Origin of the sequence: Streptomyces sp. MAR4 CNX-425 (genome assembly GCF_048656465.1) — a bacterium.
Classification (GTDB): domain Bacteria; phylum Actinomycetota; class Actinomycetes; order Streptomycetales; family Streptomycetaceae; genus Streptomyces.
On sequence record NZ_JBMDLF010000002.1, the window covers coordinates 889,281 to 911,942 of the forward strand.

Genomic DNA, 22,662 nt, shown 5'->3' on the forward strand with positions numbered 1-22,662 from the left:
GCCCCCCGACGGCCCCGGACGCACCCCCCTCGACCCCGCCGCGCGCCGTCCCGGACCCCCCGCCCGCTCCCCCGAAGAGCCCCCCGACGTGCGCCCCTCGCAGAGGTTCCGTGCAGAGGTGATGAAGAACCGCAGATCAACAGCCTTCTCGGGTACCGTCGCCGCGCCGGGCGCCCCACCGTCGACAGGAGAGATAAGCGTTGCGCGAGTTCACCGTGCCTCCCCTGGCCGACGCGCCGAAGTCGGGGGGCCTGGCGGACGCGGTCTTCCAGCGGGCCGCGCAGGATCCGGGGCAGGTCGCCTTCGCCCGCAAGTCCGACGGCCGCTGGCGGGACGTGACGATCGGGGAGTTCCGCGACGAGGTCCTCGCCCTCGCCAAGGGGCTGCTGGCCGCCGGGCTGCGCTTCGGCGACCGGGTGGGGATCATGTGCAGAACCCGTTACGAGTGGACCCAGCTCGACTTCGCGCTCTGGTCGATCGGCGCGCTGGCCGTGCCCGTCTACCCGACCTCCGCCCCCGACCAGGCGTACTGGATGCTGCACGACGCCGGCGCCGTCGCCTGCGTCGTGGAGCACGCGGACCACGCGATGACCGTCGGCTCGGTGATCGACAAGCTGCCCCGGCTCAAGCTGCTCTGGCAGATCGACGCGGGCGCCGTCGAGGAGCTGACCGCCGCCGGCGCCCACCTCGGCGACGACGTCGTCGAGCGGCACCGGCTCGCCGTCACCCCGGACTCCCCCGCCACCCTCATCTACACCTCCGGCACCACCGGCCGCCCCCGCGGCTGCGAACTGACCCACGCCAACTTCATGGCCGAGGCCGACAACATCCTGCTGCGCTACGAGGCCCTCTTCCGCCCGCACCAGGGCGAGCCCGCGGCCACCCTGCTCTTCCTCCCCCTCGCGCACGTCTTCGGCCGCATGATCGAGGTCACCGCGGTCCGCGGCGGGGTCAAGCTGGGCCACCAGCCGGACGCCTCCGCGCCGGTGCTGCTGGCGGACCTCAAGGCGTTCCGGCCCAGCCTGGTGCTGGCCGTACCGCACATCTTCGAGAAGATCTACGCCGCCGCCCGCCGCAAGGCCGAGACCGAGGGCCGGCTCGCCGTCTTCGACAAGGCCGCCGACGTCGCCGTCCGGTACGCCGAGGCGCGCGAGGAGGGCTCGTTCGGCACCGGCCGCGGGCCGAGCCCGGCGCTGCGGCTGGAGCACCAGGTGTTCGACAAGCTGGTGTACGCGAAGATGCGCGCGGCGCTCGGCGGCCGGGCGCGCTACGTCTTCTCCGGCGGCTCGGCGATGCAGCGCCGGCTCGGGCTGTTCTTCGCCGGCGCGGGCGTCCCGGTCATCGAGGGCTACGGGCTGACCGAGTCCACCGCCGCCGCGGTCGCCAACCCGCCCGAGCGCCCCCGCTACGGCACCGTGGGCATCCCCGTCCCCGGCATCACCGTCTACCTCGCGCCCGACGGCGAGGTGTGGCTGCACGGCCCGCAGGTCTTCGCCGGGTACGTCGGCGACCGCGCCGGCTCCGGGCTGCGCGACGGCTGGCTGGCCACCGGCGACCTGGGCAGCCTCGACGAGGACGGCTATCTGACGATCACCGGCAGGAAGAAGGAGATGCTGGTGACGTCGAACGGCAAGAGCGTCTCGCCGCTGCCGCTGGAGGAGCGGGTGCGGGCGCACCCGCTGGTCTCCCAGTGCCTGGCGGTCGGCAACGACCGGCCGTACGTCGCAGCGCTGGTCACCCTCGACCCGGACGGCGTCGCGCACTGGCAGCTGATGCGCGGGCGGCCGTCGATGACGCCGTCGGAGCTGGTGCGGGACGGGGACCTGGAGGCCGAGATCCGGCGGGCGGTGGTGGCCGCCAACACCCACGTGTCGCCGCCGGAGTCCATCCGCACCTTCCGCATCCTGGCCGTGCAGTTCACCGAGGAGCACGGGCTGGTGACGCCGTCGCTGAAGCTGAAGCGCCGGGCGATCGAGAAGGCGTACGCGCACGAGGTCGAGGCCCTGTACCAGACGTAGGGCGGGTCCGGATGGTGGCCGGGGGAATGCCGGGACGGGTGAGGGCGGTTAGCGTCGGGAGGGCGAACCCCCGCACACACTCTCGACGGAAACTCGACGGAAAAGGGATACATCCCACGTGAGCAACGTTCCGACCATCACCCTCAGCAACGGCGTCGCGATGCCGCAGCTCGGCTTCGGCGTCTGGCAGGTGCCCGACGACGAGGCCGAGACGGCCGTACGGACCGCGCTCGACGCCGGCTACCGGAGCATCGACACCGCCGCGATCTACGGGAACGAGGAGGGCACGGGCAAGGCCCTGGCCGGCTCCGGGATCGCCCGGGAGGAGCTGTTCGTCACCACCAAGCTGTGGAACGACGACCAGGGCTACGACGCCGCCCTGCGCGCCTTCGACGCCTCGCTGCGCCGGCTGGGCCTGGACCACGTCGACCTGTACCTGATCCACTGGCCGGTGCCCGCAGCGGACCGCTTCGTGGAGACGTGGCGGGCGCTGGAGAAGGTCTACGCGGACGGCCGCGCCCGCGCGATCGGCGTCTCCAACTTCCAGCCCGCCCATCTCCAGCGCGTCCTGGACGAGGGCAGCGTCGCCCCGGTCCTGAACCAGATCGAGCTGCACCCGGACTTCGCCCAGGCCGACCTGCGCGCCTTCCACGCCGCGCACGGCATCGCCACCGAGGCGTGGTCGCCGCTGGGCCAGGGCAAGGGGCTGCTGGACGAGCCGGTGCTGCGGCGGCTGGGCGACAAGCACGGCGTCAGCCCGGCGCAGGTCGTCCTGCGCTGGCATCTGCAACTCGGCAACGTGGTCATCCCCAAGTCGGTCACGCCGTCGCGGATCCGGGACAACATCGACGTCTTCAGCTTCGCGCTGGACGAGGCCGACATGGCCGCCGTCGCGGGCCTGGACGCCGGGAACCGCATCGGCGACCACCCCGACGACGTGAACTGACGCCCCCCGCTCGACACCGCCGGTCGTCCCGTTCGGAACCGTTGCACCCGCAACGGCGTCTGAAGGGGCGACCGGAAGTCGATCACCGAGGGGGACCGGATGGCTGCGCCGGCCGGACGTGAGCTGGACTGGGACGGCTGCTTCAACGTACGCGACCTGGGCGGGCTGCCCGCCGCGGGCGGCCGCCGCACCCGGCGCGGCGCGCTGGTGCGCGCCGACAACCTCGACGGGCTGACCGCGGCCGGCTGGGCCGCCGCCGCGGACCACGGCGTACGCACCGTGGTCGACCTGCGCAACGCCGTCGACCACCGCCCGCGCCTGCCGCGCCCGGACGGGATCGGCCTGGTGCGGGTGCCGGTGGACGAGCTGGCGGGGAACGTGCGGTGGTGGCGGGAGTGGGGGCACCTGGAGGGGACCCCGCTGACCTGGGCCGCGTATCTGGAGCACGTCCCGAAGGTGGCCGCGCTGGTCGTCCGCGAGGTCGCCGCGGCGCCGCCGGGCGGCGTCGTGGTGCACTGCGCGGCCGGCCGGGACCGCACCGGGTTCGCCGCCTTCGTGCTGCTGGCGCTCGCCGGGGTGGGCGCGCCGGACATCGCCGCCGACTACCTGCTCAGCGGGCCCAACCACCGGCGCGCCGCGGCCGCCCTGGGCCACCCGGACCAGACGCTGGAGATCGCCGAGATCCAGGCCCGCTCGGGGCGTACCGCCACCCAGGTCGTCGCCGACACGCACGCGGGCTTCGACCCGGCGGCGTACCTCAGGGCGGCCGGGGTGGCGGACGAGACGGTCGCGGCGGCCCGGGACCGGCTGCTCGCCGCGGAGTGACGGCGGCCGCGTGCCCGGCTCAGCTCGCGCCGTGCTCCGGGGCGGCGGCCTCGACCCGGCGGGCGAGGTCGAAGTCCAGCTCGGTGACGCGGCCGCCCACGCTGTGGGTGTTGACCGCGACGTCGAGGGTGTTGTAGCCGAGGGTGAGCGTCGCGTGGTGGCCCAGCTCCTCCTGGATCCGGGAGACCTCGGCGACCATCGCGGCGGCGGCCGGATGGGTCCCGAAGCGGTACGTGCGGGTCAGCAGCTCGCCTTCGGCGACCGACCAGCCCGGCAGCGCGGCCAGCCGGGCCTCGGTGTCCTCGGCGGAGAGCGGTTCTACGGCCATGGGAGGGGCTCCCTTCGCGGCAGGGGCGGTTCCCGGCCGACAGTACCCCGCGGCGCTCGGTTACCGTCGAGGGCATGACGACCCCCGGCCTCCCCGTCACCCCCGGCACGGACGGCCCGCGCGGCGCGGAGGCTCCGCCCCGTGCCGGCGGGGCCGCCGACGTCGGCACCCTGCTGCGCGGCTGGCGGGAGCGGCGCGGGCTGAGCCAGCTGGAGCTGGCGCTGCGCGCGGACTCCTCGGCGCGGCACGTCAGCTTCGTCGAGACCGGCCGGTCGCGGCCGAGCCGGGCGATGGTGCTCAAGCTGGCCGAGCACCTCGACATGCCCGTACGGGAGCGCAACGCGCTGCTGCTGGCCGCCGGCTACGCGCCGCACTACCCCGAGACGCCGCTCGACGACCCGGCGCTGGCCGAGCTGCGCCAGGGCGTCGAGCAGCTCGTCACCGCGCACGAGCCGTTCCCGGCGCTGGTGATGGACGGCACGTACCACGTGGTCGCCGCCAACCGCGGCATCCTGCTGGTCCTCGACGGGGTGCCGGAGGAGCTGCTGCGCCCGCCGCTGAACGCGATGCGGCTGACGCTGCACCCCGAAGGTCTGGCCAAAAAGATCCGCAACCTTCCGCAGTGGCGGGCCCATCTGCTGCACCAGATGGACCGCCAGCTGTCGCTGGTGCGCTCGCCCGCGCTCAAGGAGCTGTACGACGAGGTGGCCGCGTACCCGCCGCCGCCGGAGGCGGGCGACGAGGAGGTCGGCGAGGTCGGCGGGCGGGCCCCGTTCGCGCTGCCGCTGCGGGTCGCGCACGACGGCCACCTGCTGTCGTTCGTCTCCACCGTCTCCACCTTCAACACCCCCATGGACGTGACGGTGTCGGAGCTGGCGCTGGAGACGCTGCTGCCCGCGGACCCGGAGACGACGAAGTACCTGCGGCAGCAGCTCGGCTCCTGACCGCCCGCGGAGTGACGGCTCTACCCGCCAACGCACTTTCCTAAACCTTTAGTACGCCCTTATTTGACGCGGCGGTCCCCGGAGTCGCAAGATCAGCGGCACCTGCCGGTCTCCTGAGCGCACCGGCGCCTGAAAGGAGCCCGCCTTGGTCAGCCGTCGCGACGTCCTCGCCGGATCCGCACTCACCGTCGGTGCCAGCGCCTTACCCGTCTCCGTGGGCGGCTCGCGCACGCACACGGCGACCGCCGAGCCCGCCCGGGGCCGCGGCCCGAACGTCGTGCTCGTCGTCCTGGACGACCTGGGCTACGGCGATCTCAGCTGCTACGGCCACCCGTTGATCCGCACCCCGCGGCTGGACCGGCTCGCCCGCCAGGGCACCCGGTTCACCCACGGCTACACCGGCTCCCCGGTGTGCAGCCCGGCCCGCGCGGCGCTGCTCACCGGCCGGGTGCCGCCGCGCACCGGGCTGCCGTGGGTGCTCAGCCGGGACGACCCGCACGGGCTGCGCCTGCCGGAGCGGACCATTCCGGAGTATCTGCGCGACGCGGGGTACGTCACCGCGGCGATCGGCAAGTGGCACCTCGGCCGCCTCGACGACCACCACCCGTCGCGGCACGGGTTCGACTCCTTCTTCGGCGTCGACGCGGTGTACACCTCGGACACGTACCCGACGGAGGTGTGGCGCGACGAGGAGCCCGTGGAGATGCTGCGCGACGACGCCGATCTGGCGGCGCTCACCCGGCGCTTCACCGACGAGGCGATCGACGTCGTCGACCGCGCCGGGGACCGGCCGTTCTTCCTCTACCTCGCGGAGTGCATGCCGCATCTGCCGCTGGCCGTCGAGCCGGACTTCGCCGGCCGCTCCCGCGGCGGCCTCTACGGCGACGCGATCGAGTCGGTCGACCACCACCTCGGCCGGCTCTTCGACGCGCTGGCCGCACGCGGTCTCGACCGCGAGACCCTGATCGTCGTCGCCGGCGACAACGGGCCCTGGTTCGAGGGCTCGACGGGCGGGCTGCGCGGCCGGAAGTTCGAGGTCTTCGAGGGCGGCGTGCGGGTGCCGTTCATCGCCCGCTGGACCGGCGCCGTGCCGCGCGGCCGGGAGTCGGACGACGTGGTCTCCTTCCTCGACCTGCTGCCCACGGTGTGCGGGCTCGCCGGCGTCGAGCCGGAGCCGGACGTGCCGCTGGACGGCACGGACCTCGGGGAGCTGCTGCGCGGCGGGCGGCTGCGGGAGCGGCCCCCGGTGCCGTTCTTCCTCCACGAGCGGGCCGCGGCCGTACGCGACGGCAGGTGGAAGCTGCACGTGCGGCGGCGCGGCTCGGACCAGCGCTACCTGCCGGAGCTGTACGACCTTCGCGGGGACCCGCAGGAGTCGGTGAACCTGGCGGCGCGGCAGCCGGAGGTGACCGCGCGGCTGCGGGAGTTCCTGACGGAGCTGGAGAAGGACGTCGCGGCGGTCGAACCCCCCGCGGTGGCGGCGACCGCCCGCCTGCCGCTGTTCGCCGGCCGCGCCAACACCGCGGGGGTACGGCTGACGCGCGCGCTGCGCCCGGACGGCGACCCCACGGTGGAGGTCACGGTGACGCTGGCCGCGCCCGACGGCTGGGCCACGACGACCGTGCGGCGGGTCGTGGACCTCGGCACCGATCCGGTGGTCGACGTCGAGGTCACCCCGCCCGCCGCCGGGGCGGCCCCCGCGGGCCGGCTGCGCACGCACGGGCTGGTGCCGCGCGTCGAGGTCGACGGCCGGACGGTCACCGGCGAGCCCGTGTACGTGTACGCCCTGCCGCACGGCGACGACGTCGCGCTGGCGCTCGACGCCGGCCCGGCCGGCGCCCGGGTCACGCCCTCGTACGCCGCCCTCACCCCGGACTCCGCGTGGGACGAGGCCGCCGGCTACGGCTGGGTGCCCGGGGCGCCCCCGCCCATGTCCCGCGACCGCGGCGGCCCGGACGTGCTGCGCCGGGACATGGTCAACGACCAGCCGGCGGCCGCGCTCCGGCTGCGCCTCCCCGCTGGCCGGCGCACGGTCTCCGTGCTGCGCGGCGACGACGACTACTCCACGCCGGGCATCGCCCTGGCGGCTAACGGGACCGAGGTCGTCGCGCCCGGCCCGCAGGTGCCGGCGGGCGCGTACCAGTGGGAGGAGTTCACGCTCGACGGCGGGGCCGCGGGCCGGGTGACGGAGCTGCGGGTCGGCGCACCGGACGGCCAGAACTGGAAGGTCGTGGCGGTGCTGGTGCGCTGACCGGAGACCGCCGTCCGGGGCCCGGTCGTCGAGGGGCCGGGCCGTCGAGGGCGCGCCCGGCGGGCCCGCGCCGGGCGCGGGAAAGCGCGGCCCGCGTCGCGGGCCGGAGCCGGACCCGGGCCGGAGTGCGCCGGTCCGGGCTCCGCTGCCCCCACGGTGCCCGGGCCCGCCCCGGCGCGTCGATTACCGGCGGGGTAATGCCCGCCCCGCCGGTGCCGGGCGACCAGCCGGTTTCTGCGGTATTGCGGTGCCGCGCCGGGGGCTCTACGTTTCCGACAAGCGGCCCCGGACCGGCCTGAGACGAGACGGCGGGCGATGGAACTGGAACTGCGGCATCTCAAGCTCGTTCGCGCCATCGCCGAGACGGGCAGCCTCACCCGCGCCGCCGCCCGGCTCGGCCTGGCGCAGTCGGCGATCAGCGCGCAGCTCAAACGCATCGAACGGGCCCTGGGCGGCCCGCTGTTCATACGCGACCGGGCCGGTGCCCGGCCCACGGCCCTCGGCGAGCTGGTGCTCGACCGGGCCCAGGTGCTGCTGCCCGCGGTGCGGGAGTTGCAGGAGGAGGCGGTGCGGTTCGCCAACGCCTGGGAGAACGTGCACCGGTTCCGGCTCGGCGGCACGCACGGGCCGCTGCTGGGGGCGCTGGTGGACCGGCTGGCGGCGCTGTACCCGGACGAGCCGGTGACCACGTACACCTCCTGGTCGGTGCAGGAGATCAGCGAGCTGGCGTCGTCGGGACGGCTGGACTTCGCGCTGATCGGGGTCTGCGGCGAGAGTCCGCCGCCGGCGGAGGAGCTGGAGTGGCGGGTCGTGGGCACGGACCCGGTGTTCCTGCTGGTGGCGGAGGACCATCCGGCGGCCGGCGAACCCGGCCTGGAACTCGGCCGGCTCCGCGACGCCCGCTGGACGACGGTCCCCGGCGAGGGGTGCTTCGGGGACTGCTTCTCCGCGGCCTGCGCGCGGGCCGGCTTCACGCCGACGCCGATCCTGGAGACCGACACCGTCTCGTGCGCGCACCTGGTGCAGGTCGGCCGCGCGGTGGGGCTGGCCCGGGCGACGATGCCGCCGACCCCCGGGATCACGACCGTGCCGATCGCGGGTACGCCGCTGAGCTGGCGGCATCTCATCGGCTGGCACCCGGAGTCGCCGGCGGCGGGGGCGGCGCCCGCGGTGGTGATGTACGCGCGGGCGGCGCACGCGGAGGCGGCGCGGCGCAACCCGGTGTACGCCAAGTGGCTGGCCACCCACCCGGAGTTCGGCACGGCCGAGTGAAGCGGCGCACCGGGCGGGCGGTTGCGCCGCCCGGGGCCATCGCTTCACAAGGGGATGGATTTGACAGGTTCACGGCCAACCCGGATGCCGCTACGGTGCACTCACCCCCGACACACGAGGAGTAACCGTGCACCGAAGATGGTCAACGGGCGCGAGCGCCACCGCCCTGCTCGCCTCCCTCGCCCTCGTACTGGTCCCCACCGCGTCGGCCGGCGACGCCCCCGACCGGGAACCCACCGCCGCCGTCGCCGCCCCCGACGTACCCCCGGGGATGCTCAAGGCGATGGAGCGGGACCTCGGACTCACCACCGCCCAGGCCGAGAAGCGCCTCGCCCGCGAGGCGACGGCGCTGCCGACCGAGAACCGCCTGCGCAAGAGCCTCGACGCCCGCTTCGGCGGCTCCTGGCTCAAGGACGGGTCGGCCGAGCTGGTCGTGGCCACCACCGACGCCGGCGCGCTGGCGGACATCGAGCGCGGCGGCGCCACCGCCGAACTCGTCGAGCACAGCGTGGCCGAACTCGACGCCGCCATGGGCCGGCTGGACCGGGCCGCGGAGCGCCACGCCCCCGACGCCACGCCCGTCTGGGGCGTCGACGTGACCCGCAACCGGGTCGTCGTGCAGAGCTCCGACCGGTCCGCGACCCGCGCGTTCCTCCGGGCCGCCGGCGTCGGCCGCGACCTCGTCCGCGTGGTGAAGGCCACCGACAACCCGCGGCCGCTGTACGACATCCGCGGCGGCGACGCGTACTACATCAACAACTCCGGCCGCTGCTCCGTCGGCTTCAGCATCACCCGCGGCAGCCAGAACGGCTTCGTCACCGCGGGCCACTGCGGCAACACCGGCGCCTCCACCTCCGGCTACAACCAGGTCGCGCAGGGCACCTTCCAGGGCTCCGTGTTCCCCGGCCGCGACATGGCGTGGGTCGCCACCAACAGCAACTGGACCCCGACGCCCTACGTCAAGGGCTCCGGCGGCGCCAACGTCACCGTCGCGGGCTCCACCCAGGCCCCCGTCAACGCCTCGATCTGCCGCTCCGGCTCCACGACCGGCTGGCACTGCGGTGAGATCCGGCAGCACAACACCTCGGTGACCTACCCGGAGGGCACCATCAACGGCGTGACCCGGACCACCGTGTGCGCCGAGCCCGGCGACTCGGGCGGCTCGTACATCTCCGGCGACCAGGCGCAGGGCGTCACCTCCGGCGGCTCGGGCAACTGCTCCTCCGGCGGCACGACCTTCTACTTCCCGGTCAACCCCATCCTCAGCAACTACGGCCTGACCCTGGTCACCGGCGACGGCGACGACCCGCCGCCCACCGGCTGCGACGCCGCCGAGGAGCAGCACCAGGGCTCGCTGAGCAGCGACCAGACCGCCATCGAGCCGGGCGGCACGTACTACCAGTCCGGCTCCGGCGCCCACGTCGGCTGCCTGCGCGGCCCGAGCGGCACCGACTTCGACCTCTACCTGCAAAGGTGGAACGGGTACAGCTGGGCCGACGTGGCCGAGGGGATCACCCCGACCGAGAACGAGGACGTGACCTACAACGGCTCGTCCGGCTACTACCGCTGGGTCGTCCACGCCTACAGCGGCTCCGGCTCGTACACCCTCGGCATCAGCAGGCCGTAGGGAGGCACGCACCGCACAGCACGGCACGCTCAGCCCGCCCGCCGGTCCTTCCCGACGGCGGGCGGGCGCTTTCGATCCGCGGCGGCCCGGAGCACGACCGGGCCGCCGCACTCGCCTATCCACCGGCGCAGCACCCGGTGCACCGACTCCGCCCCGGCCAGCGTCTCCCCCGCCGCCACCGGCGGCGTCAGCCCCTCGGGCCAGAGCAGGAACGCCCGGTTCTGCTCGCCGCCGAGGCCGCCGTGCGAGCCGATCTGGTCCTCGAAGGCGTGGACGGTGCCGGTCTCCGGGTCGTACGCGGAGTTGACCATGAGGTCCGCGGCGTGCGGGAAGCGGGCGGTGCGCAGCACCGTCTCGGCGGCGCCGGGACCGAAGGGCAGCAGCGGGTCGGTGCCGACGACCTTGCCGGTCTCCAGATGGTGCTCCGCGCCGTCCGCGCCGAGGACCACCGGCCCGTGCTCCTCGGAGCGCACCAGCACGAAGCCCACGCCCGGGTGCTCCGTCAGCGCGGGCAGCAGCGCCGGGTGGCGGCGCTCGATCGTCTCCCGGCTGACCACCCCGGGCAGGTCGGGGAAGGACACCAGCCCCAGGTTGCCGGAGCCGAGGACGACCGGCTCCATGCCGCGCCGCGCCCCGCCGTCGTCCGCCCCCTCGCGGCGCTCCGGCCGGCGCAGCGCGGCGCGGGCGGCGGTGCGCGCCTCGGCGCCGCTGCGGGTCCGGCGCAGCCGGCGGGAGACGGGCAGCCCGCAGCCGGCCCGCACCAGGTCGGCCAGCGTGAGGCCGTAGGCCGCGGCGAACGTCGGGCCGTGGCTCTGGCCGTGGTCCGACAGCAGCACGATCCGGTACGGGCGCGGGGCGTGCTCCGCGGCCTTGGCGATGAGCGCGACGGAGCGGTCCAGCCGGCGGAGCACCTGCTGGGTGTCGCGGTGCCGCGGGCCGGCGTAGTGGGCCACCTCGTCGTACGCGACGAGGTCGGCGTAGACCGCGGTGCGGCCCGCGAGCATGTCGCCTATGACGGCGGCCACCACGACGTCCCGGGAGACGACCGTGGCGAAGGCGCGGACGAACGGGTACAGCCCGCCGCGGCCGACGCGCGGCGTCTCCCGGCGCAGCCGGGAGCGCACCGACTGGAACACCTCGCGGGCGGCCTCGGCGACGAAGGAGGCGAACGTGCGGGAGGCGTTGGCGGGGTCGGAGAAGTAGGCGAAGTACCCGGCGCGGGAGCGGGTCTTCTTCTGCCGCCGGACCGCCACCGACAGCACCAGCGCGAGCTGGGTGGCGCCGCCGGTGAACAGGTTGCCGCGGCTGGCGGTGTCGCCGGGGGCGCCGGTGGCCAGCAGCCCGCCGGGGGCGGCCGGCTCCTCGCCGTCGGCACCGTCGGCACCGGCGGCGCAGTCGGCGCGGGCGGCGGCCCGGCGCTCCAGCTCCAGCGCGGTGGAGGGGTGGCTGCAGACCATCACCTCGCCGGTCTCCTTCTCGTACCAGCGGAAGGCGGGCACGTCCTCGTTGGAGCCGTGCAGGATGCCGAGCTGGCTGGCGCCGGTCTGGCTGGACCAGTCGGTGCGCCAGGGGATGAGCCGGTGGCTGGTGCCGTGCCAGGAGGCGACGGTCTCCATCACCGGCGGCAGCCGGTGCGCGAGCAGCCGCTGCCCGCCGATGCTGCGCCCGCCGGCGCGCTCGCGCTCCTGGAGTGCGGCGTGCAGCACGTCGTGGCCGACGCCGTCGAGCTGGAGGAAGACGATGCCGGGGGCGGCGTCCGGGGACACGGCGGGGGCGCCGCGGCGGTACGCGAGCCGGGCGAGCCGGCGGCGGTACGCGCCGTCGTCGCGGACGGCGAGCGCGGTGCTGGTGGCCGAGGACGCGGCGGACATCACGGCGGCGACGACGACGGCGGTCTCCGGGTTGGCCTCGCCGCGGCCGGTGGGGTTGAGGCTGAGCGCGATCAGCAGCAGGGAGCCGTTGAGGAAGAAGACGAGCAGCCCGAGCACGAACGCCGGGACCAGCAGCAGCGCGCGTACGAGCACGGGCCAGACCAGCGCGGAGAGCACGCCGAAGACGCCGGCGCCGATCGCGGCGGTGACGGCGATGTTCGTGGCGCTGTCGCCGTCGGGCGACTGGAGGCGGAAGTCGGGCAGGGCGCCGGCGAGGATGAGCATGGTCAGCGTCGCGACGGCCCACACGACGACGATCCGGCCGAGCGCGCGGGCGGCGGCGCGGCGCCCCTTGCGGGTGGCGGCGGCCCGCAGGGCCGTCAGGCCGCGGGAGGAACCGGGGCCGGGCCGGCTCCCGGCGCCCGGGCCGGCACCGGGCTCCGCGCTCTGCTCCGGGCCCGGGTCCGCCTCCGGGTCCGGGTCCGCGCCGGGCCCGGCGGGCGGCTCCGTACCGGCTCCGGCGCACGGCTCCCGCCCGGCCCGCGGCTCCCCCGCGGGGCCCGTGCCCGGCCCGGGACCGGTCTTCTCCCCCGGCCCGGGGTCCTCCCCGGGCGTCTTCTCCGGCTCCGCCATGCGCTGTCTCACCTCCGCTCCAGTCGTACCAGCCTTCCACAGCCGGACGACAAGCAGTTTCGCCCGGCAGCGGGGCACCGCACGGGGCGGGCGGGACACCGTACCCTCGGTGGGGCCGGAGCAGGTGGTGGCGGAGGGAGCGGGCGTTGCCGGTCGAGATCACGTGGTGGGGGCATGCCACCGCGACCGTGCGGGACTCCGGGGTACGGGTCCTGACCGACCCGCTGTTCGTCTCCCGGCTGATGCACCTGCGCCGCCGCCGCGGCGCGCTGCCCCCGCCGTCGGCCGCGGTCGCCGACCTCGTGGTCGTCTCCCACCTGCACTCCGACCACCTCCACCTGCCCTCGCTCGCCCGGCTCGCGCCGGGCACCCGGCTCGTGCTGCCGCGCGGGGCCCGGGCCGCGGTGCCCGGGCTCCGGCGGCTCGCCGCGTCCCGCGGGCTGGAGGTGACGGAGGTCCGCCCGGGCGAGGAGGTCGCCGCCGGGCCGCTGACCGTCCGCGCCGTGCCCGCCGCGCACGACGGCCGCCGCTGGCCGTACGGGACGCGTACCGCGCCCGCGCTGGGCTACGTGTTCGAGGGCGAGGCCCGCACCTACTTCGCCGGCGACACCGGCCTCTTCGACGGCATGGCCCGCGCCGTGGGCGCGTGCGACGTGGCGCTGCTGCCCGTCGGCGGCTGGGGCCCGTTCCTCGGCCACGGACACCTCGACCCCGGCCGCGCCGCCCGGGCGCTCGCCGACCTGGCGCCGCGCGCGGCGGTGCCGGTGCACTACGGCACGTACTGGCCGATCGGCATGGACGCCGTCCGCCCGCACGAGTTCCACGCCCCCGGCCACGACTTCGTGCGCCGGGCCGCGGCGCTCGCGCCGGAGGTGGCGGTGCACCGGCTGGGGCACGGCGAGGGCATGCGGCTGGAGGCGGCCCGTTGAGGCTGACGAACGCGCCGCCCGGGCTGCTCGCCGCCGCCCGGGACGCGGCCCCCGCGCAGCAGGCGGTGGGCTACCCGTCGCTGTTCCTGCTCGTGCTCGTGGGGTCGCTGGTGCCGGTGGTGCCGACGGGCGCCGTCGTCAGCTCCGCCGCCGTCGTCGCGTTCCACCACGAGGCCCCGTACGCGCTGCTGCTGGTCTTCGCCACCGCCGCGGTCGCCGCCTTCCTCGGCGACGTGGCGCTGTACTGGCTGGGGCAGCGCGGGGTGCGCTCGCGCGGCGGCTCGCGCTGGCTCGACCGGCTGCGCGAGCGCGTCGCGCCGGACCAGCTGGCGGCCGCACAGCGGAGGCTGGAGCGGCACCGGATCTCCGTGCTGGTGCTGTCGCGGCTGATGCCCGCCGGGCGGATCCCGGTGATGCTGGCGTGCCTGCTGGCGCGGATGCCGCTGCGCACGTTCGTCCGCGGCAACTTCCCGGCCTGCCTGGCGTGGGCGGCCACGTACCAGCTGATCGGCATCCTCGGCGGCTCGCTGTTCCCGGAGCCGTGGCAGGGGGTGGCGGCGGCGGTGCTGCTGACGGTGCTGATCAGCGTGGCGCCACCGGTGTGGCGCCGGCTGCGCGGCCCCGGGCGGGGCGCGTAGGCGGGGCGCGTAGGCGGGGCGCGTAGGCGGGGCGTTCGGCGCGGGCGGCCGCCGTGCGGTACGTCCCGCGCCTCCGGCCCGGCGCCCTGAAGCCCGTACCGCCGTCACAGCACCCGCGACGCCCCCACCGGCAGGTCCCACAGCTCCGCCCGCGGCCGGCCCGTCCGCGCCCACGCCGCCCGCACCCGGGTGAGCGGCTCCAGCGGCGGCTCCGCCGCCAGCAGGAACGTGCCGTAGTGCATCGGCGCCAGCCGCCGCGCGCCCACGTCCGCGCAGGCGCGTACGGCCTCCTCGGGGTCCATGTGCACCGGGCCCAGCATCCAGCGCGGCGAGTACGCGCCGATGGGCAGCAGCGCGAGGGCGATGCCGGGGTGGCGGCGGCCGATCTCCTCGAAGAAGTGGCCGTAGCCGGTGTCGCCGGCGAAGTAGACCCGCCGGCCCGCGCCGTCGGTGAGGACCCAGCCGCCCCAGAGCGAGCGGCAGGTGTCGGTGAGCGTGCGCTTGCTCCAGTGGTGCGCCGGTACGAAGTCGAAGCGCACGGGGCCGCCGGGCGCGGGCAGCTCCGCGGCCTCCCACCAGTCCAGCTCGGTGACGAGGGTGAAGCCGCGGCGGCGGCACCAGCGGCCGAGGCCGGCGGGGACGAACAGCGGGGTGGTGCGCGGCAGTCGCCTGAGGGTGGGGCGGTCGAGGTGGTCGTAGTGGTTGTGGGAGACGACGACGGCGTCGACGGGCGGCAGGTCCTCCCACCGCACGCCGACGGGGGTGACGCGGGCGGGGGTGCCGAGGATCCGCCGGGACCACAGCGGGTCGGTGAGCACGGTCAGGCCGCCGATGCGCAGCACCCAGCTGGCGTGCCCGGCCCAGGTGACGGCGACGGTGCCGGGTCCCGCGGCGGGGGGCGGGCCGGGTTCGAAGGGCAGCTCGGGGATCTCCTCCAGGGCCTCGGGGGTGGGGCGGAACTGGCCGGTGCGGGCCAGCCGGGCGAGCATGCCGAGGCCGGGGAGGGGGGCGGTGAGACGGTCGGTGAAGGACCGCGGCCAGCGGCGGATCTCGCCGAGGGGGCGCGGTTCGGCCGCGGGGCGCTCGGCCGGTGCGGCGGGGCCGGCCGCTCCCGTCCGCTCGGACTGGCTGGTCAACGTCGGGCTCCTGTCAGCTCGGTGATGGCCGATCCGAGGGCTCGCAGCGCCTCCGCCACCTGCGGCCATCGGGTGGGCTCCGGCTGCCCCGGGGGCTCCGAAGGCCCCGGGGCTCCCGGGGTCTCCGGGACGGCCGGGGCGGCGGGGGTCAGGAGGGTCGCGGCGGCGGGCGGGCGGGCGTGCGCGGAGGCCAGCGCGGCGGCGTGCGCGCCGCCGGCGTCGCCGAGGAGCGGCCCCGTCGCCACCCGCAGCCGCAGCGCGGTCAGGTCGTCGCCGAAGCGGTGCGCGCCGCCCACCGCGCCGGCGCGGGCGCCCGGGCCGAGAGCGCGGACGACGGCGGACTCCAGGTCCACGGCGTCCACAACGCCGCCGCGGGCGAGATCCTGCCGCAGGGCTTCGAGGTCCGCGTACACCTGGTAGCCGGCCTGCGGCGGACGGACCAGCGCGCCGGCGCCGGTCAGCACGTCCCGTACCGCCACGGTCAGCGCCGCGTGCAGCCGGACGCCCGCGGCCAGCCGGCCGGTGACGGCGGGCGGCTCGGCGAGCGCCGCCGCGGCGGCCGCCCCGACCGGCGGCGGCAGCGGCGGGACGGCGGTGCCGAGCACCGCCAGCACCTCGGCGCGCAGCGCGGCGCCCGCGCGGGTGGCGGGGAAGCGGGCGACGGCGGCGGGCCAGCCGGGCGGGGTGAGGGTGCCGCCGAGGTCGGCGAGGACGACGACGGCGTCGGGGAGCATCTCGGCGGGGCTGACGAGCACGGTGGCGTGCGGGTCGTGGAGCGCGTCGCGGTATGTCTCGTCGCTGACGACGAGCAGTCCCGCCCCCGCCGCCGCCTCGCACGCCTCGTGCACCAGTTCCGGCGGCGGCACCGTGCCGGTGGGGTCGTCGGCGACGGAGAGGACCAGCAGCCGCGGGTCGCCGCCCTCGGCCCGTACCCGGCGCACGGTCTCCAGCAGGGCGATCGGGTCGGGCGCGCCGCCGGACTCCGCGGTGGTGGGCACGCGGTGCACGGCGCGGCCGAGGATCACCGGCTGGGCCGCGTACCAGGACGCCGAGGGGCGGGGCAGCAGCACCTCGCCGCCGGCCGCGGCGAGCAGCGCGAGCAGCAGCGCGGCGCCGCCGGGGGCGGCGGCGGTCTGCCCGGGGTCGGTGGCCAGGCCGCGGCGGCGCCAGTAGCCCGCGGCGGCGGCGCGCAGCGCGGGCCCGCCGCCGGGCGGTCCCGGGGCGGCGGTGGCGGCGCCGGCGAAGCGGTCGACGAGTTCGGCGGGGGGCGGCAGGGCGGCGTCGGGGACGGCCCGGTGCATACGCCACCTCCCGCCGTGACTCGCCCGTCGGACGTTCACCAGAGTGCGAACAGTCCCACTGTCCCAGACCGGGGCCGCCGGGGCGGTGCGGTGCGCCTGGTCAGGTGACGGGGCCGGCCCCGCGCGCCGTGCCGGCGGCGCGGTCGGCCTCCACCCGCTCGCAGACCCGCTCGCAGGTGCGGCTGATCAGCCGGGAGACGTGCATCTGCGAGATGCCCAGCCGCTCGGCGATGCTGCTCTGCGTCATGTCGCGGAAGAACCGCAGATAGAGGATCTCGCGTTCGCGGTCCGGGAGCCCTTCCAGATGCGGCCGCACGGCCTCGCGGTCCACGGCCTGATCGAAGGCGGGCTCGGTGCCGCCGACGGTGTCGGCGAGCGAGTAGCCGTCCCCGGCGCCGGTGAGGGCGGCGTCGAGCGACAGGGTGGCGTAGCTCTCCAGGGCCGCCAGGCCCGTACGCACCTCGTCCTCGGTCAGCCCGGCGGCCTCGGCGATGTCCGCCGTCGGCGGGAGCCGGTCGTCGGCCGTGGCGGCCAGCGACATGCTCGCGGTGCGGACGCGGTTGCGCAGCTCCTGGACCCGGCGGGGCACGTGCACGCCCCACATGTGGTCGCGGAAGTGCCGCTTCAGCTCGCCGACGATCGTCGGCACGGCGAAGCTCTCGAAGGCGCTGCCGCGCTCCGGGTCGTACCGCGCGACGGCCTGCACCAGGCCGAGGTGCGCGACCTGTTCGAGGTCCTCCAGGGCCTCGCCCCGGTTTCTGAACTGGCGGGCCAGCCGTTCCGCCATCGGCATCCAGGCGCGTACCACCTCCTGCCGCAGGGCCTTCCGTTCGGGTCCTTCCGGCATCCCGGCGAGCCGGCGGAACTCCGCGGAGGTGTCGGGGGCGTCGTCGTGGGGGTGCCTTCTCGTCCTGTTCCTTGCCCGGACATGCGCCACGGGGGCCTCCCTCGGGCGGGCTTGCAGACGTTCAGTTCTCACGGGAGACGCCGCGCGGCCGGAAACTCGGCGCTGCGGACCGCACGCGGGGCCGGAAGCGGCGGCGGCTGGAATGCCGGTTGCTCCCGCGGCGTGCCTCTGCTCCGAAGCACGTCGGTCCGCTTGCCCGCCGCCGGGCGATGCAAACGGGACGGCCGGGCCGTATCTGCTTTTCCGCGGTCCGTACGCCGCGTCGCCGCGGTCCCGCGGTGGCGCGCGGCCCCGGGCGCCTCAGCCGCGTTCGCGCGCGCCCTCGCGGGTGCGGCCGAACGCGACCGACCGCTCGGGGTGCCGGCTCAGGTACTCGCCCTCCAGCTGTGCCATGCGGGTGTTGTGCACGGCCAGCGCCGCCGCCGAGCCGTGCAGCAGCGTGTCGTGACGGGTGCGGTGGATGGTCTCCAGCTCCTTGATCAGCTGCTGGTCACTCAGCTGCGCGGGGGCGATGCCGCCCCGGCGCCGGTCGCTTTCGCCCATCTGGGGCTCTCCTTCGCCGGCTGTCTCCGTCTCCAGGATCGGGCAATCCCGGCCCGGCTGCTACCCGGGCGGCGCGGGATCAGGCATCGGGCCCCGCCAGGCGCCCACATAGCGAGACGATACTTCTCGTCATACGAGATCGTGGCTACGCTGCCGGCCATGACCGTATACACGCACGGGCACCACGACTCGGTGCTGCGCTCCCACCGCTGGCGCACGGCCGCCAACTCCGCGGCGTACCTGACCGGCGAACTGCGCCCGGAGATGCACGTCCTCGACCTCGGCTGCGGACCCGGCACGATCACCGCCGACCTCGCCGCCCTCGTGCCGCGCGGCCGGGTGACCGCCGTGGACGCGCAGCCGGGGATCCTGGCGGAGGCGCGCGCGGTGGCGGCGGAACGGGGGGTGACGAACGTGGAGTTCGCCGTCGCCGACGCCGAGGCGCTGGACTTCCCGGACGACTCGTTCGACGTGGTCCACGCCCACCAGGTCCTCCAGCACCTCGCGGACCCGGTGCGGGCGCTGGCCGAGATGCGCCGGGTGTGCCGCCCCGGCGGGCTCGTCGCCGCGCGGGACGCCGACTTCCCCGCGATGAGCTGGTACCCCGACGTGCCCGCGCTCGATGACTGGCTGGACACCTACCTCCGGATCGCCCGCGCCTCGGGCGGCGAACCGGAAGGGGGGCGGCGGCTGCCGGCGTGGGCGCGCGCGGCCGGGTTCGCGGATGTCACGGCGTCGGCGAGCGCGTGGTGCTACGCGTCCGCGCAGGAGCGCGCGTGGTGGAGCGAGCTGTGGGCGGACCGCACGGTGGCGTCGTCGTACGCCCGCCTCGCGGTCGACGGCGGGCACGCGGACGCGGCGGCGCTGCGGCGGTTCGCGGCCGGCTGGCGGGAGTGGGGCGGGTCGCCGGACGCCTGGTTCGCGGTGCTCCACGGCGAGGTGCTCTGCCGGGTGCCGTGAGGCCGCGGCCCGCCCGGCGCGCTCACCCGCGGCCGGCCGCCCCGGCCCCGGATCCGCCCCAACGGCCCGGCCCCCGGCGCGTCTTCGCCGCCCCTAGACTCTCCCCATGGAAATCCTCGGTACCTCACTGCGCATCTGCGTGGACGACCTGGAGTCCGCCGTCGCCACGTACGAGAGGCTGACCGGCGAAGAGGCCCAGCGCTTCGCGCAGGGAGGCGTCTCCGTCGCCGCGGTCGGCTGCTTCCTGCTGATGTCCGGCCCGCCGCAGACGCTCGACGTGCTGCGCAGAATCATGGCGACGCTGGCGGTCAAGGACGTGGCCGAGGCGTACGCGACGCTCCGGGCGGTCGGCGCCGAGATCGTCGCGGGCCCCTCGGAGACCCCGATCGGGCGCAGCCTGGTGGCCCGCCACCCCGACGGCAGCATCTTCGAGTACGTCGACCGCCGCGGCTGACCGCTACGGCGCCGCGCCCGGGCCGCCGGGCATGTCGGCGGTCAGGGCCCAGCGTTCGTGGTCGCGCCAGGCGCCGCCGACGAACAGGAAGCCGGGCGAGAAGCCCTCCAGGCGGAAGCCCGCGCGCTTGGCCAGCGCGATGGAGGCGGCGTTGCCCGGCTGGACGTTGATCTCCAGGCGGTGCAGGCCGAGGCCGTCGAAGGCGTGGCGGACGACGAGGCCGATGCCCTCGGACATGAGGCCGCGGCCGGCGTACGGGACGAAGGCGCCGTAGCCGAGGGCGCCGGAGAGCAGGGCGCCGCGGACGATGGCGTTGATGTTGACGAAACCGGCGAGGGCGCCGGACTCCCGCTCGCAGACGAGGAACCCCTCGGCCTGCGGCTCGGCGATCCGCTCCAGATAGGCGCGGAAGTCGGCGGGGGTGGCGGGCGGGGTCAGCCACGGGCGGTGGAGCGCGGCGCTGTCGCGGACGCGGGCGAGGAACTCCTCCTCGTCGGCGGCGTGCGGAGCGCGGATCACGGCACGCGCGCCGGCCGCGATGACGTCGTTCTCGGGCACCGGGCGAGTGTACGCCCCGGGCCCTCAGGGGTGCGGCTGGACGAGCCGCAGCCGGTTGCCGAAGGGGTCGGTCAGCTCCAGGATCGTGCCGATCCCGGCGTCCTCCTCCAGCCCGGGCTTGAGGTACGGGTAGTCCTTGGCCTTGAGTTCCGCGTGCAGTTCGCCCGCGCCGTCGACCTCGACGTAGACGGTGCCGCCGGGGCTGGCGTCGCCGTGGTGCTCGCTCAGGTGGAGCGTCAGCCCGCCGCGGGACACCTGCATGTACAGCGGGAACCCGTCGGAGAACCGGTGCTCCCAGTCGACCGTGAAGCCCAGGTAGTCGAGGTAGAACTCGCGGGCCTTCGCGATGTCGAAGATGCGGAGGACCGGGACCGTGCGCCGGAAGAGGACAGTCATGCCTCCACTATGCCTGCGCCGCCAGCCGCTCGGCGAGACGGCGCATCTCGTCGCCCACCAGGTAGTGGCCGGGCAGCCCGGGGATCTCGACCGGGCGGCCGGCGGGGCGCCGGGGCGGGTGGCGTATGAGGTGGTCCAGGACGCGGGCGGCCAGCGCGGGGTCGTCGGGCGGGTCGCCGAGGACGTAGTGGTAGGCGTTGGGGCGCCAGTGCGGGTAGCGCTCGGTGAGGCCGACGATCACCGCGGGCGGACGGCGGCGGTACGAGGCGTAGGGCTCGGCGTAGGACGACGTGCGGCGGCCCTCGGCGACGTTGCACGAGTCGCAGAGCAGCCCGCGGACCAGCCCGGAGACGTGGTGGTGGTCGATGACGAGCCGGACCGGCCGCAGCCCGCAGACCGCGCACCGCCCGGCCTGCCAGCCCCGTATCGCCGCGAGCGCCCCGCCCGGCCCGGCGGCAGGCGCCGCGGCAGGCGCGCCGGGCGGCGTCCACTCGTGACAGGCGGGGACCTCGCGGTGCGGCGGCGGCATGCTGCTCATGGGCGCAACGCTACGGCCCGGCACCGACATCGGCCGCCGCCCGCGGCCCCTGTGCCCGCAGCAGCGCGACCAGTTCGGCCACGTGCGCGCGGCGGGTGAGGAACCCGTTGACGTTGATCCGCAGCGCCCGCCGGCCGTCCAGCACGGTGGTCGCCACCCACGCCTGCCCGCCGCGCTCGACGCGCTGCTGGAGCGCGCGCTGCAACGCGTCGAGCGTGCCGGCCGGCGCCCCGCGCACGGCGCGCGGGAGGTAGCGCACGCAGCACACCGCGGTCTGCACGTCGCCGACCGGCTCGAAGTCGTCCGCGGCGGCGAGTTCCGCGGCGAGGTACCGGGTCAGGTCCACCTGCCGCTCGACGATCCGCCGGTAGCCGTCCCGGCCGAGGCCGGCGAGCGCGGCCCACAGCTTGAAGGCGTTGGCGCGCCGGGTGCCGAGCTGGCCGAGGCGGAAGAAGTCGGTCGGGCCGTCGCCGGGGCCGCCCTCCGCCACCGGCCCGTCGTCGTCCCGCCGGTCGTGGCCCCGCCGGTCGTCGAGGTACTCCGGCGAGGTGTCGAACGCGTCCCGCAGCACCCGCGCGCCGTCGCAGGTCAGCAGCGCGCCGCAGGAGAACGGCACGAACATCCACTTGTGCGGGTCCAGCGTCGCCGAGTCCGCCCGCGCCACGCCCCGCAGCAGCCCGCGGTGCTCCGGTGAGAAGGCCAGCGCGCCGCCGTACGCCGCGTCGACGTGGAACCACAGCCCGTACTCCGCCGCCACCTCGGCGAGGTCCTCCAGCGGGTCGACGGCCCCGGTGGACGTGGTGCCCGCGACCCCGACGACACAGGCCGGCCGCAGGCCCGCGGCGAGGTCCCGCTCGACGGCGGCGCGCAGCTCGGCGACCCGGACGCGGAAGCGCGCGTCGGTGCCGACGCGGCGCAGGTTGTCCCGGCCGACCCCGAGCACGTCCACGCCCTTGACCAGCGAGAAGTGGGCCTGCTCCGACGCGTACACGCGCAGGGGCGCACCGCCGAGCCCGGCGGTGGCGGCGGCGCCGGCCGCGGCGTCCCGCGCGCACTTCAGCGCGATCAGGTTCGCCTCGGACCCGCCGCTGGTGAGCGTGCCGGACGCGCCGTCGCCGTAGCCGAGCAGGTCGCACAGCCAGCGCAGCACCTGCTCCTCCAGCGCGGTCGCGGTCGGCGACTGCCGCCAGGCGGCGGCGTTCTGGTTGAGCGCGGAGCACAGCGCGTCGGTCCAGACGGCGACCGGTAGCGGCGCCGGGTTGAACAGCCCGAAGTAGCGGGGGCTGGAGATGTGCGTGGCGTCGGCGACGGCGTCGCGGGCGAGCGCGTCGAGCAGCTCCACCGGGTCCGCCCCGCGTTCCGGCAGCGGCCCGGCGAAGCGCCGGCACAGGTCGGCCGCGGTGGCGGCGGAGCAGACGGGGAGCGTGTCGAGGCGGGCGGCGTAGTCGGCGACGAGGCGCGTCGCGGCGGCGCCGAGGCGCAGGTGTTCGGCGGCGAGCGCCGCCGCGGTGAGGTCGTCGTCGTCCATGGACACGTGCATGGGGCCGATCATCACAACCGGCCGGGCAGCGGGGAAGGGGCCACTTT

Annotated in this window: 21 protein-coding genes; 11 read left to right on the top strand and 10 right to left on the bottom strand. The window is 76.1% G+C overall.

What is annotated here, in order from left to right; translation table 11 throughout:
• Positions 1–200: 200 nt before the first annotated feature.
• The 3 genes from ACHZ99_RS09050 to ACHZ99_RS09060 all read left to right on the top strand — a co-directional run bounded on the left by ACHZ99_RS09050 (position 201) and on the right by ACHZ99_RS09060 (position 3,789).
• A complete protein-coding gene (locus tag ACHZ99_RS09050; RefSeq protein ID WP_420303882.1) occupies positions 201–2,018 on the top strand; it encodes an AMP-dependent synthetase/ligase in 1,818 nt (605 codons plus the stop codon).
• 118 nt (positions 2,019–2,136) lie between these two features.
• Positions 2,137–2,964: an aldo/keto reductase gene (locus ACHZ99_RS09055; protein ID WP_420303883.1), complete on the top strand. Its 828-nt coding sequence runs from the start codon at positions 2,137–2,139 to the stop codon at positions 2,962–2,964.
• A gap of 99 nt (positions 2,965–3,063) precedes the next feature.
• Positions 3,064–3,789: a tyrosine-protein phosphatase gene (locus ACHZ99_RS09060; protein WP_420303884.1), complete on the top strand. Its 726-nt coding sequence runs from the start codon at positions 3,064–3,066 to the stop codon at positions 3,787–3,789.
• Between the two features lie 19 nt (positions 3,790–3,808).
• Here the strand turns inward: ACHZ99_RS09060 and ACHZ99_RS09065 are convergent, their stop codons facing one another.
• Complete coding sequence (locus ACHZ99_RS09065; RefSeq protein ID WP_420303885.1) at positions 3,809–4,117, bottom strand: 4a-hydroxytetrahydrobiopterin dehydratase; 309 nt, start codon at positions 4,115–4,117, stop codon at positions 3,809–3,811.
• 74 nt (positions 4,118–4,191) lie between these two features.
• Here ACHZ99_RS09065 and ACHZ99_RS09070 point away from each other — a divergent pair, with 74 nt between their 5' ends.
• From ACHZ99_RS09070 to ACHZ99_RS09085, 4 genes are all read left to right on the top strand, one after another.
• The gene (locus ACHZ99_RS09070; RefSeq protein WP_420303886.1) at positions 4,192–5,061 is read left to right on the top strand and encodes a helix-turn-helix domain-containing protein; all 870 of its coding nucleotides are present in this window, start codon (positions 4,192–4,194) and stop codon (positions 5,059–5,061) included.
• A gap of 145 nt (positions 5,062–5,206) precedes the next feature.
• Entirely contained in the window at positions 5,207–7,312 is a 2,106-nt protein-coding gene (locus ACHZ99_RS09075) for a sulfatase-like hydrolase/transferase (RefSeq protein WP_420303887.1), read from the top strand.
• 315 nt (positions 7,313–7,627) lie between these two features.
• A complete protein-coding gene (locus ACHZ99_RS09080) occupies positions 7,628–8,584 on the top strand; it encodes a LysR substrate-binding domain-containing protein (protein ID WP_420303888.1) in 957 nt (318 codons plus the stop codon).
• Positions 8,585–8,711: 127 nt separating this feature from the next.
• On the top strand, positions 8,712–10,211 hold the full coding sequence (locus ACHZ99_RS09085; protein ID WP_420303889.1) for a S1 family peptidase: 1,500 nt from the start codon (positions 8,712–8,714) through the stop codon (positions 10,209–10,211).
• A 29-nt stretch (positions 10,212–10,240) separates the two neighbouring features.
• Here the strand turns inward: ACHZ99_RS09085 and ACHZ99_RS09090 are convergent, their stop codons facing one another.
• Positions 10,241–12,367, bottom strand: a complete 2,127-nt coding sequence (locus ACHZ99_RS09090; RefSeq protein ID WP_420304028.1) for a phage holin family protein — start codon at positions 12,365–12,367, stop codon at positions 10,241–10,243.
• A 494-nt stretch (positions 12,368–12,861) separates the two neighbouring features.
• Between ACHZ99_RS09090 and ACHZ99_RS09095 the strand changes: the two genes are divergently transcribed.
• Both ACHZ99_RS09095 and ACHZ99_RS09100 read left to right on the top strand, forming a co-directional pair.
• Positions 12,862–13,644, top strand: coding sequence for an MBL fold metallo-hydrolase (locus ACHZ99_RS09095; RefSeq protein ID WP_420303890.1), 783 nt, complete (start codon positions 12,862–12,864; stop codon positions 13,642–13,644).
• 2 nt (positions 13,645–13,646) lie between these two features.
• Complete coding sequence (locus ACHZ99_RS09100) at positions 13,647–14,282, top strand: DedA family protein (protein ID WP_420304029.1); 636 nt, start codon at positions 13,647–13,649, stop codon at positions 14,280–14,282.
• Between the two features lie 104 nt (positions 14,283–14,386).
• Here the strand turns inward: ACHZ99_RS09100 and ACHZ99_RS09105 are convergent, their stop codons facing one another.
• The 4 genes from ACHZ99_RS09105 to ACHZ99_RS09120 all read right to left on the bottom strand — a co-directional run bounded on the left by ACHZ99_RS09105 (position 14,387) and on the right by ACHZ99_RS09120 (position 18,169).
• On the bottom strand, positions 14,387–15,418 hold the full coding sequence (locus ACHZ99_RS09105) for an MBL fold metallo-hydrolase (protein WP_420303891.1): 1,032 nt from the start codon (positions 15,416–15,418) through the stop codon (positions 14,387–14,389).
• Positions 15,415–16,719, bottom strand: coding sequence for an aminotransferase class I/II-fold pyridoxal phosphate-dependent enzyme (locus tag ACHZ99_RS09110; protein WP_420303892.1), 1,305 nt, complete (start codon positions 16,717–16,719; stop codon positions 15,415–15,417). The genes ACHZ99_RS09105 and ACHZ99_RS09110 overlap by 4 nt, the downstream gene beginning before the upstream one ends.
• A 100-nt stretch (positions 16,720–16,819) precedes the next feature.
• Positions 16,820–17,656, bottom strand: a complete 837-nt coding sequence (locus ACHZ99_RS09115; protein ID WP_420303893.1) for a SigB/SigF/SigG family RNA polymerase sigma factor — start codon at positions 17,654–17,656, stop codon at positions 16,820–16,822.
• A 270-nt stretch (positions 17,657–17,926) separates the two neighbouring features.
• Positions 17,927–18,169 (bottom strand): DUF6158 family protein, encoded by a 243-nt coding sequence (locus ACHZ99_RS09120; protein WP_420303894.1) that lies wholly within the window; start codon positions 18,167–18,169, stop codon positions 17,927–17,929.
• A 159-nt stretch (positions 18,170–18,328) separates the two neighbouring features.
• Between ACHZ99_RS09120 and ACHZ99_RS09125 the strand changes: the two genes are divergently transcribed.
• Both ACHZ99_RS09125 and ACHZ99_RS09130 read left to right on the top strand, forming a co-directional pair.
• Complete coding sequence (locus ACHZ99_RS09125; RefSeq protein ID WP_420303895.1) at positions 18,329–19,129, top strand: methyltransferase domain-containing protein; 801 nt, start codon at positions 18,329–18,331, stop codon at positions 19,127–19,129.
• Between the two features lie 106 nt (positions 19,130–19,235).
• On the top strand, positions 19,236–19,583 hold the full coding sequence (locus ACHZ99_RS09130) for a VOC family protein (RefSeq protein ID WP_420303896.1): 348 nt from the start codon (positions 19,236–19,238) through the stop codon (positions 19,581–19,583).
• A gap of 3 nt (positions 19,584–19,586) precedes the next feature.
• On the opposite strand, the gene ACHZ99_RS09135 is transcribed toward ACHZ99_RS09130, so the two are convergent.
• Genes ACHZ99_RS09135 through ACHZ99_RS09150 form a run of 4 tightly spaced genes read right to left on the bottom strand, consistent with a single transcriptional unit; the run spans position 19,587 to position 22,615 of the window.
• Complete coding sequence (locus ACHZ99_RS09135; RefSeq protein ID WP_420303897.1) at positions 19,587–20,141, bottom strand: GNAT family N-acetyltransferase; 555 nt, start codon at positions 20,139–20,141, stop codon at positions 19,587–19,589.
• A 24-nt stretch (positions 20,142–20,165) separates the two neighbouring features.
• A complete protein-coding gene (locus tag ACHZ99_RS09140; protein ID WP_420303898.1) occupies positions 20,166–20,537 on the bottom strand; it encodes a glyoxalase superfamily protein in 372 nt (123 codons plus the stop codon).
• A 7-nt stretch (positions 20,538–20,544) separates the two neighbouring features.
• Positions 20,545–21,075, bottom strand: coding sequence for an endonuclease domain-containing protein (locus ACHZ99_RS09145; protein WP_420303899.1), 531 nt, complete (start codon positions 21,073–21,075; stop codon positions 20,545–20,547).
• 10 nt (positions 21,076–21,085) lie between these two features.
• A complete protein-coding gene (locus tag ACHZ99_RS09150; RefSeq protein WP_420303900.1) occupies positions 21,086–22,615 on the bottom strand; it encodes a pyridoxal phosphate-dependent decarboxylase family protein in 1,530 nt (509 codons plus the stop codon).
• Between the last annotated feature and the right edge of the window lie 47 nt (positions 22,616–22,662).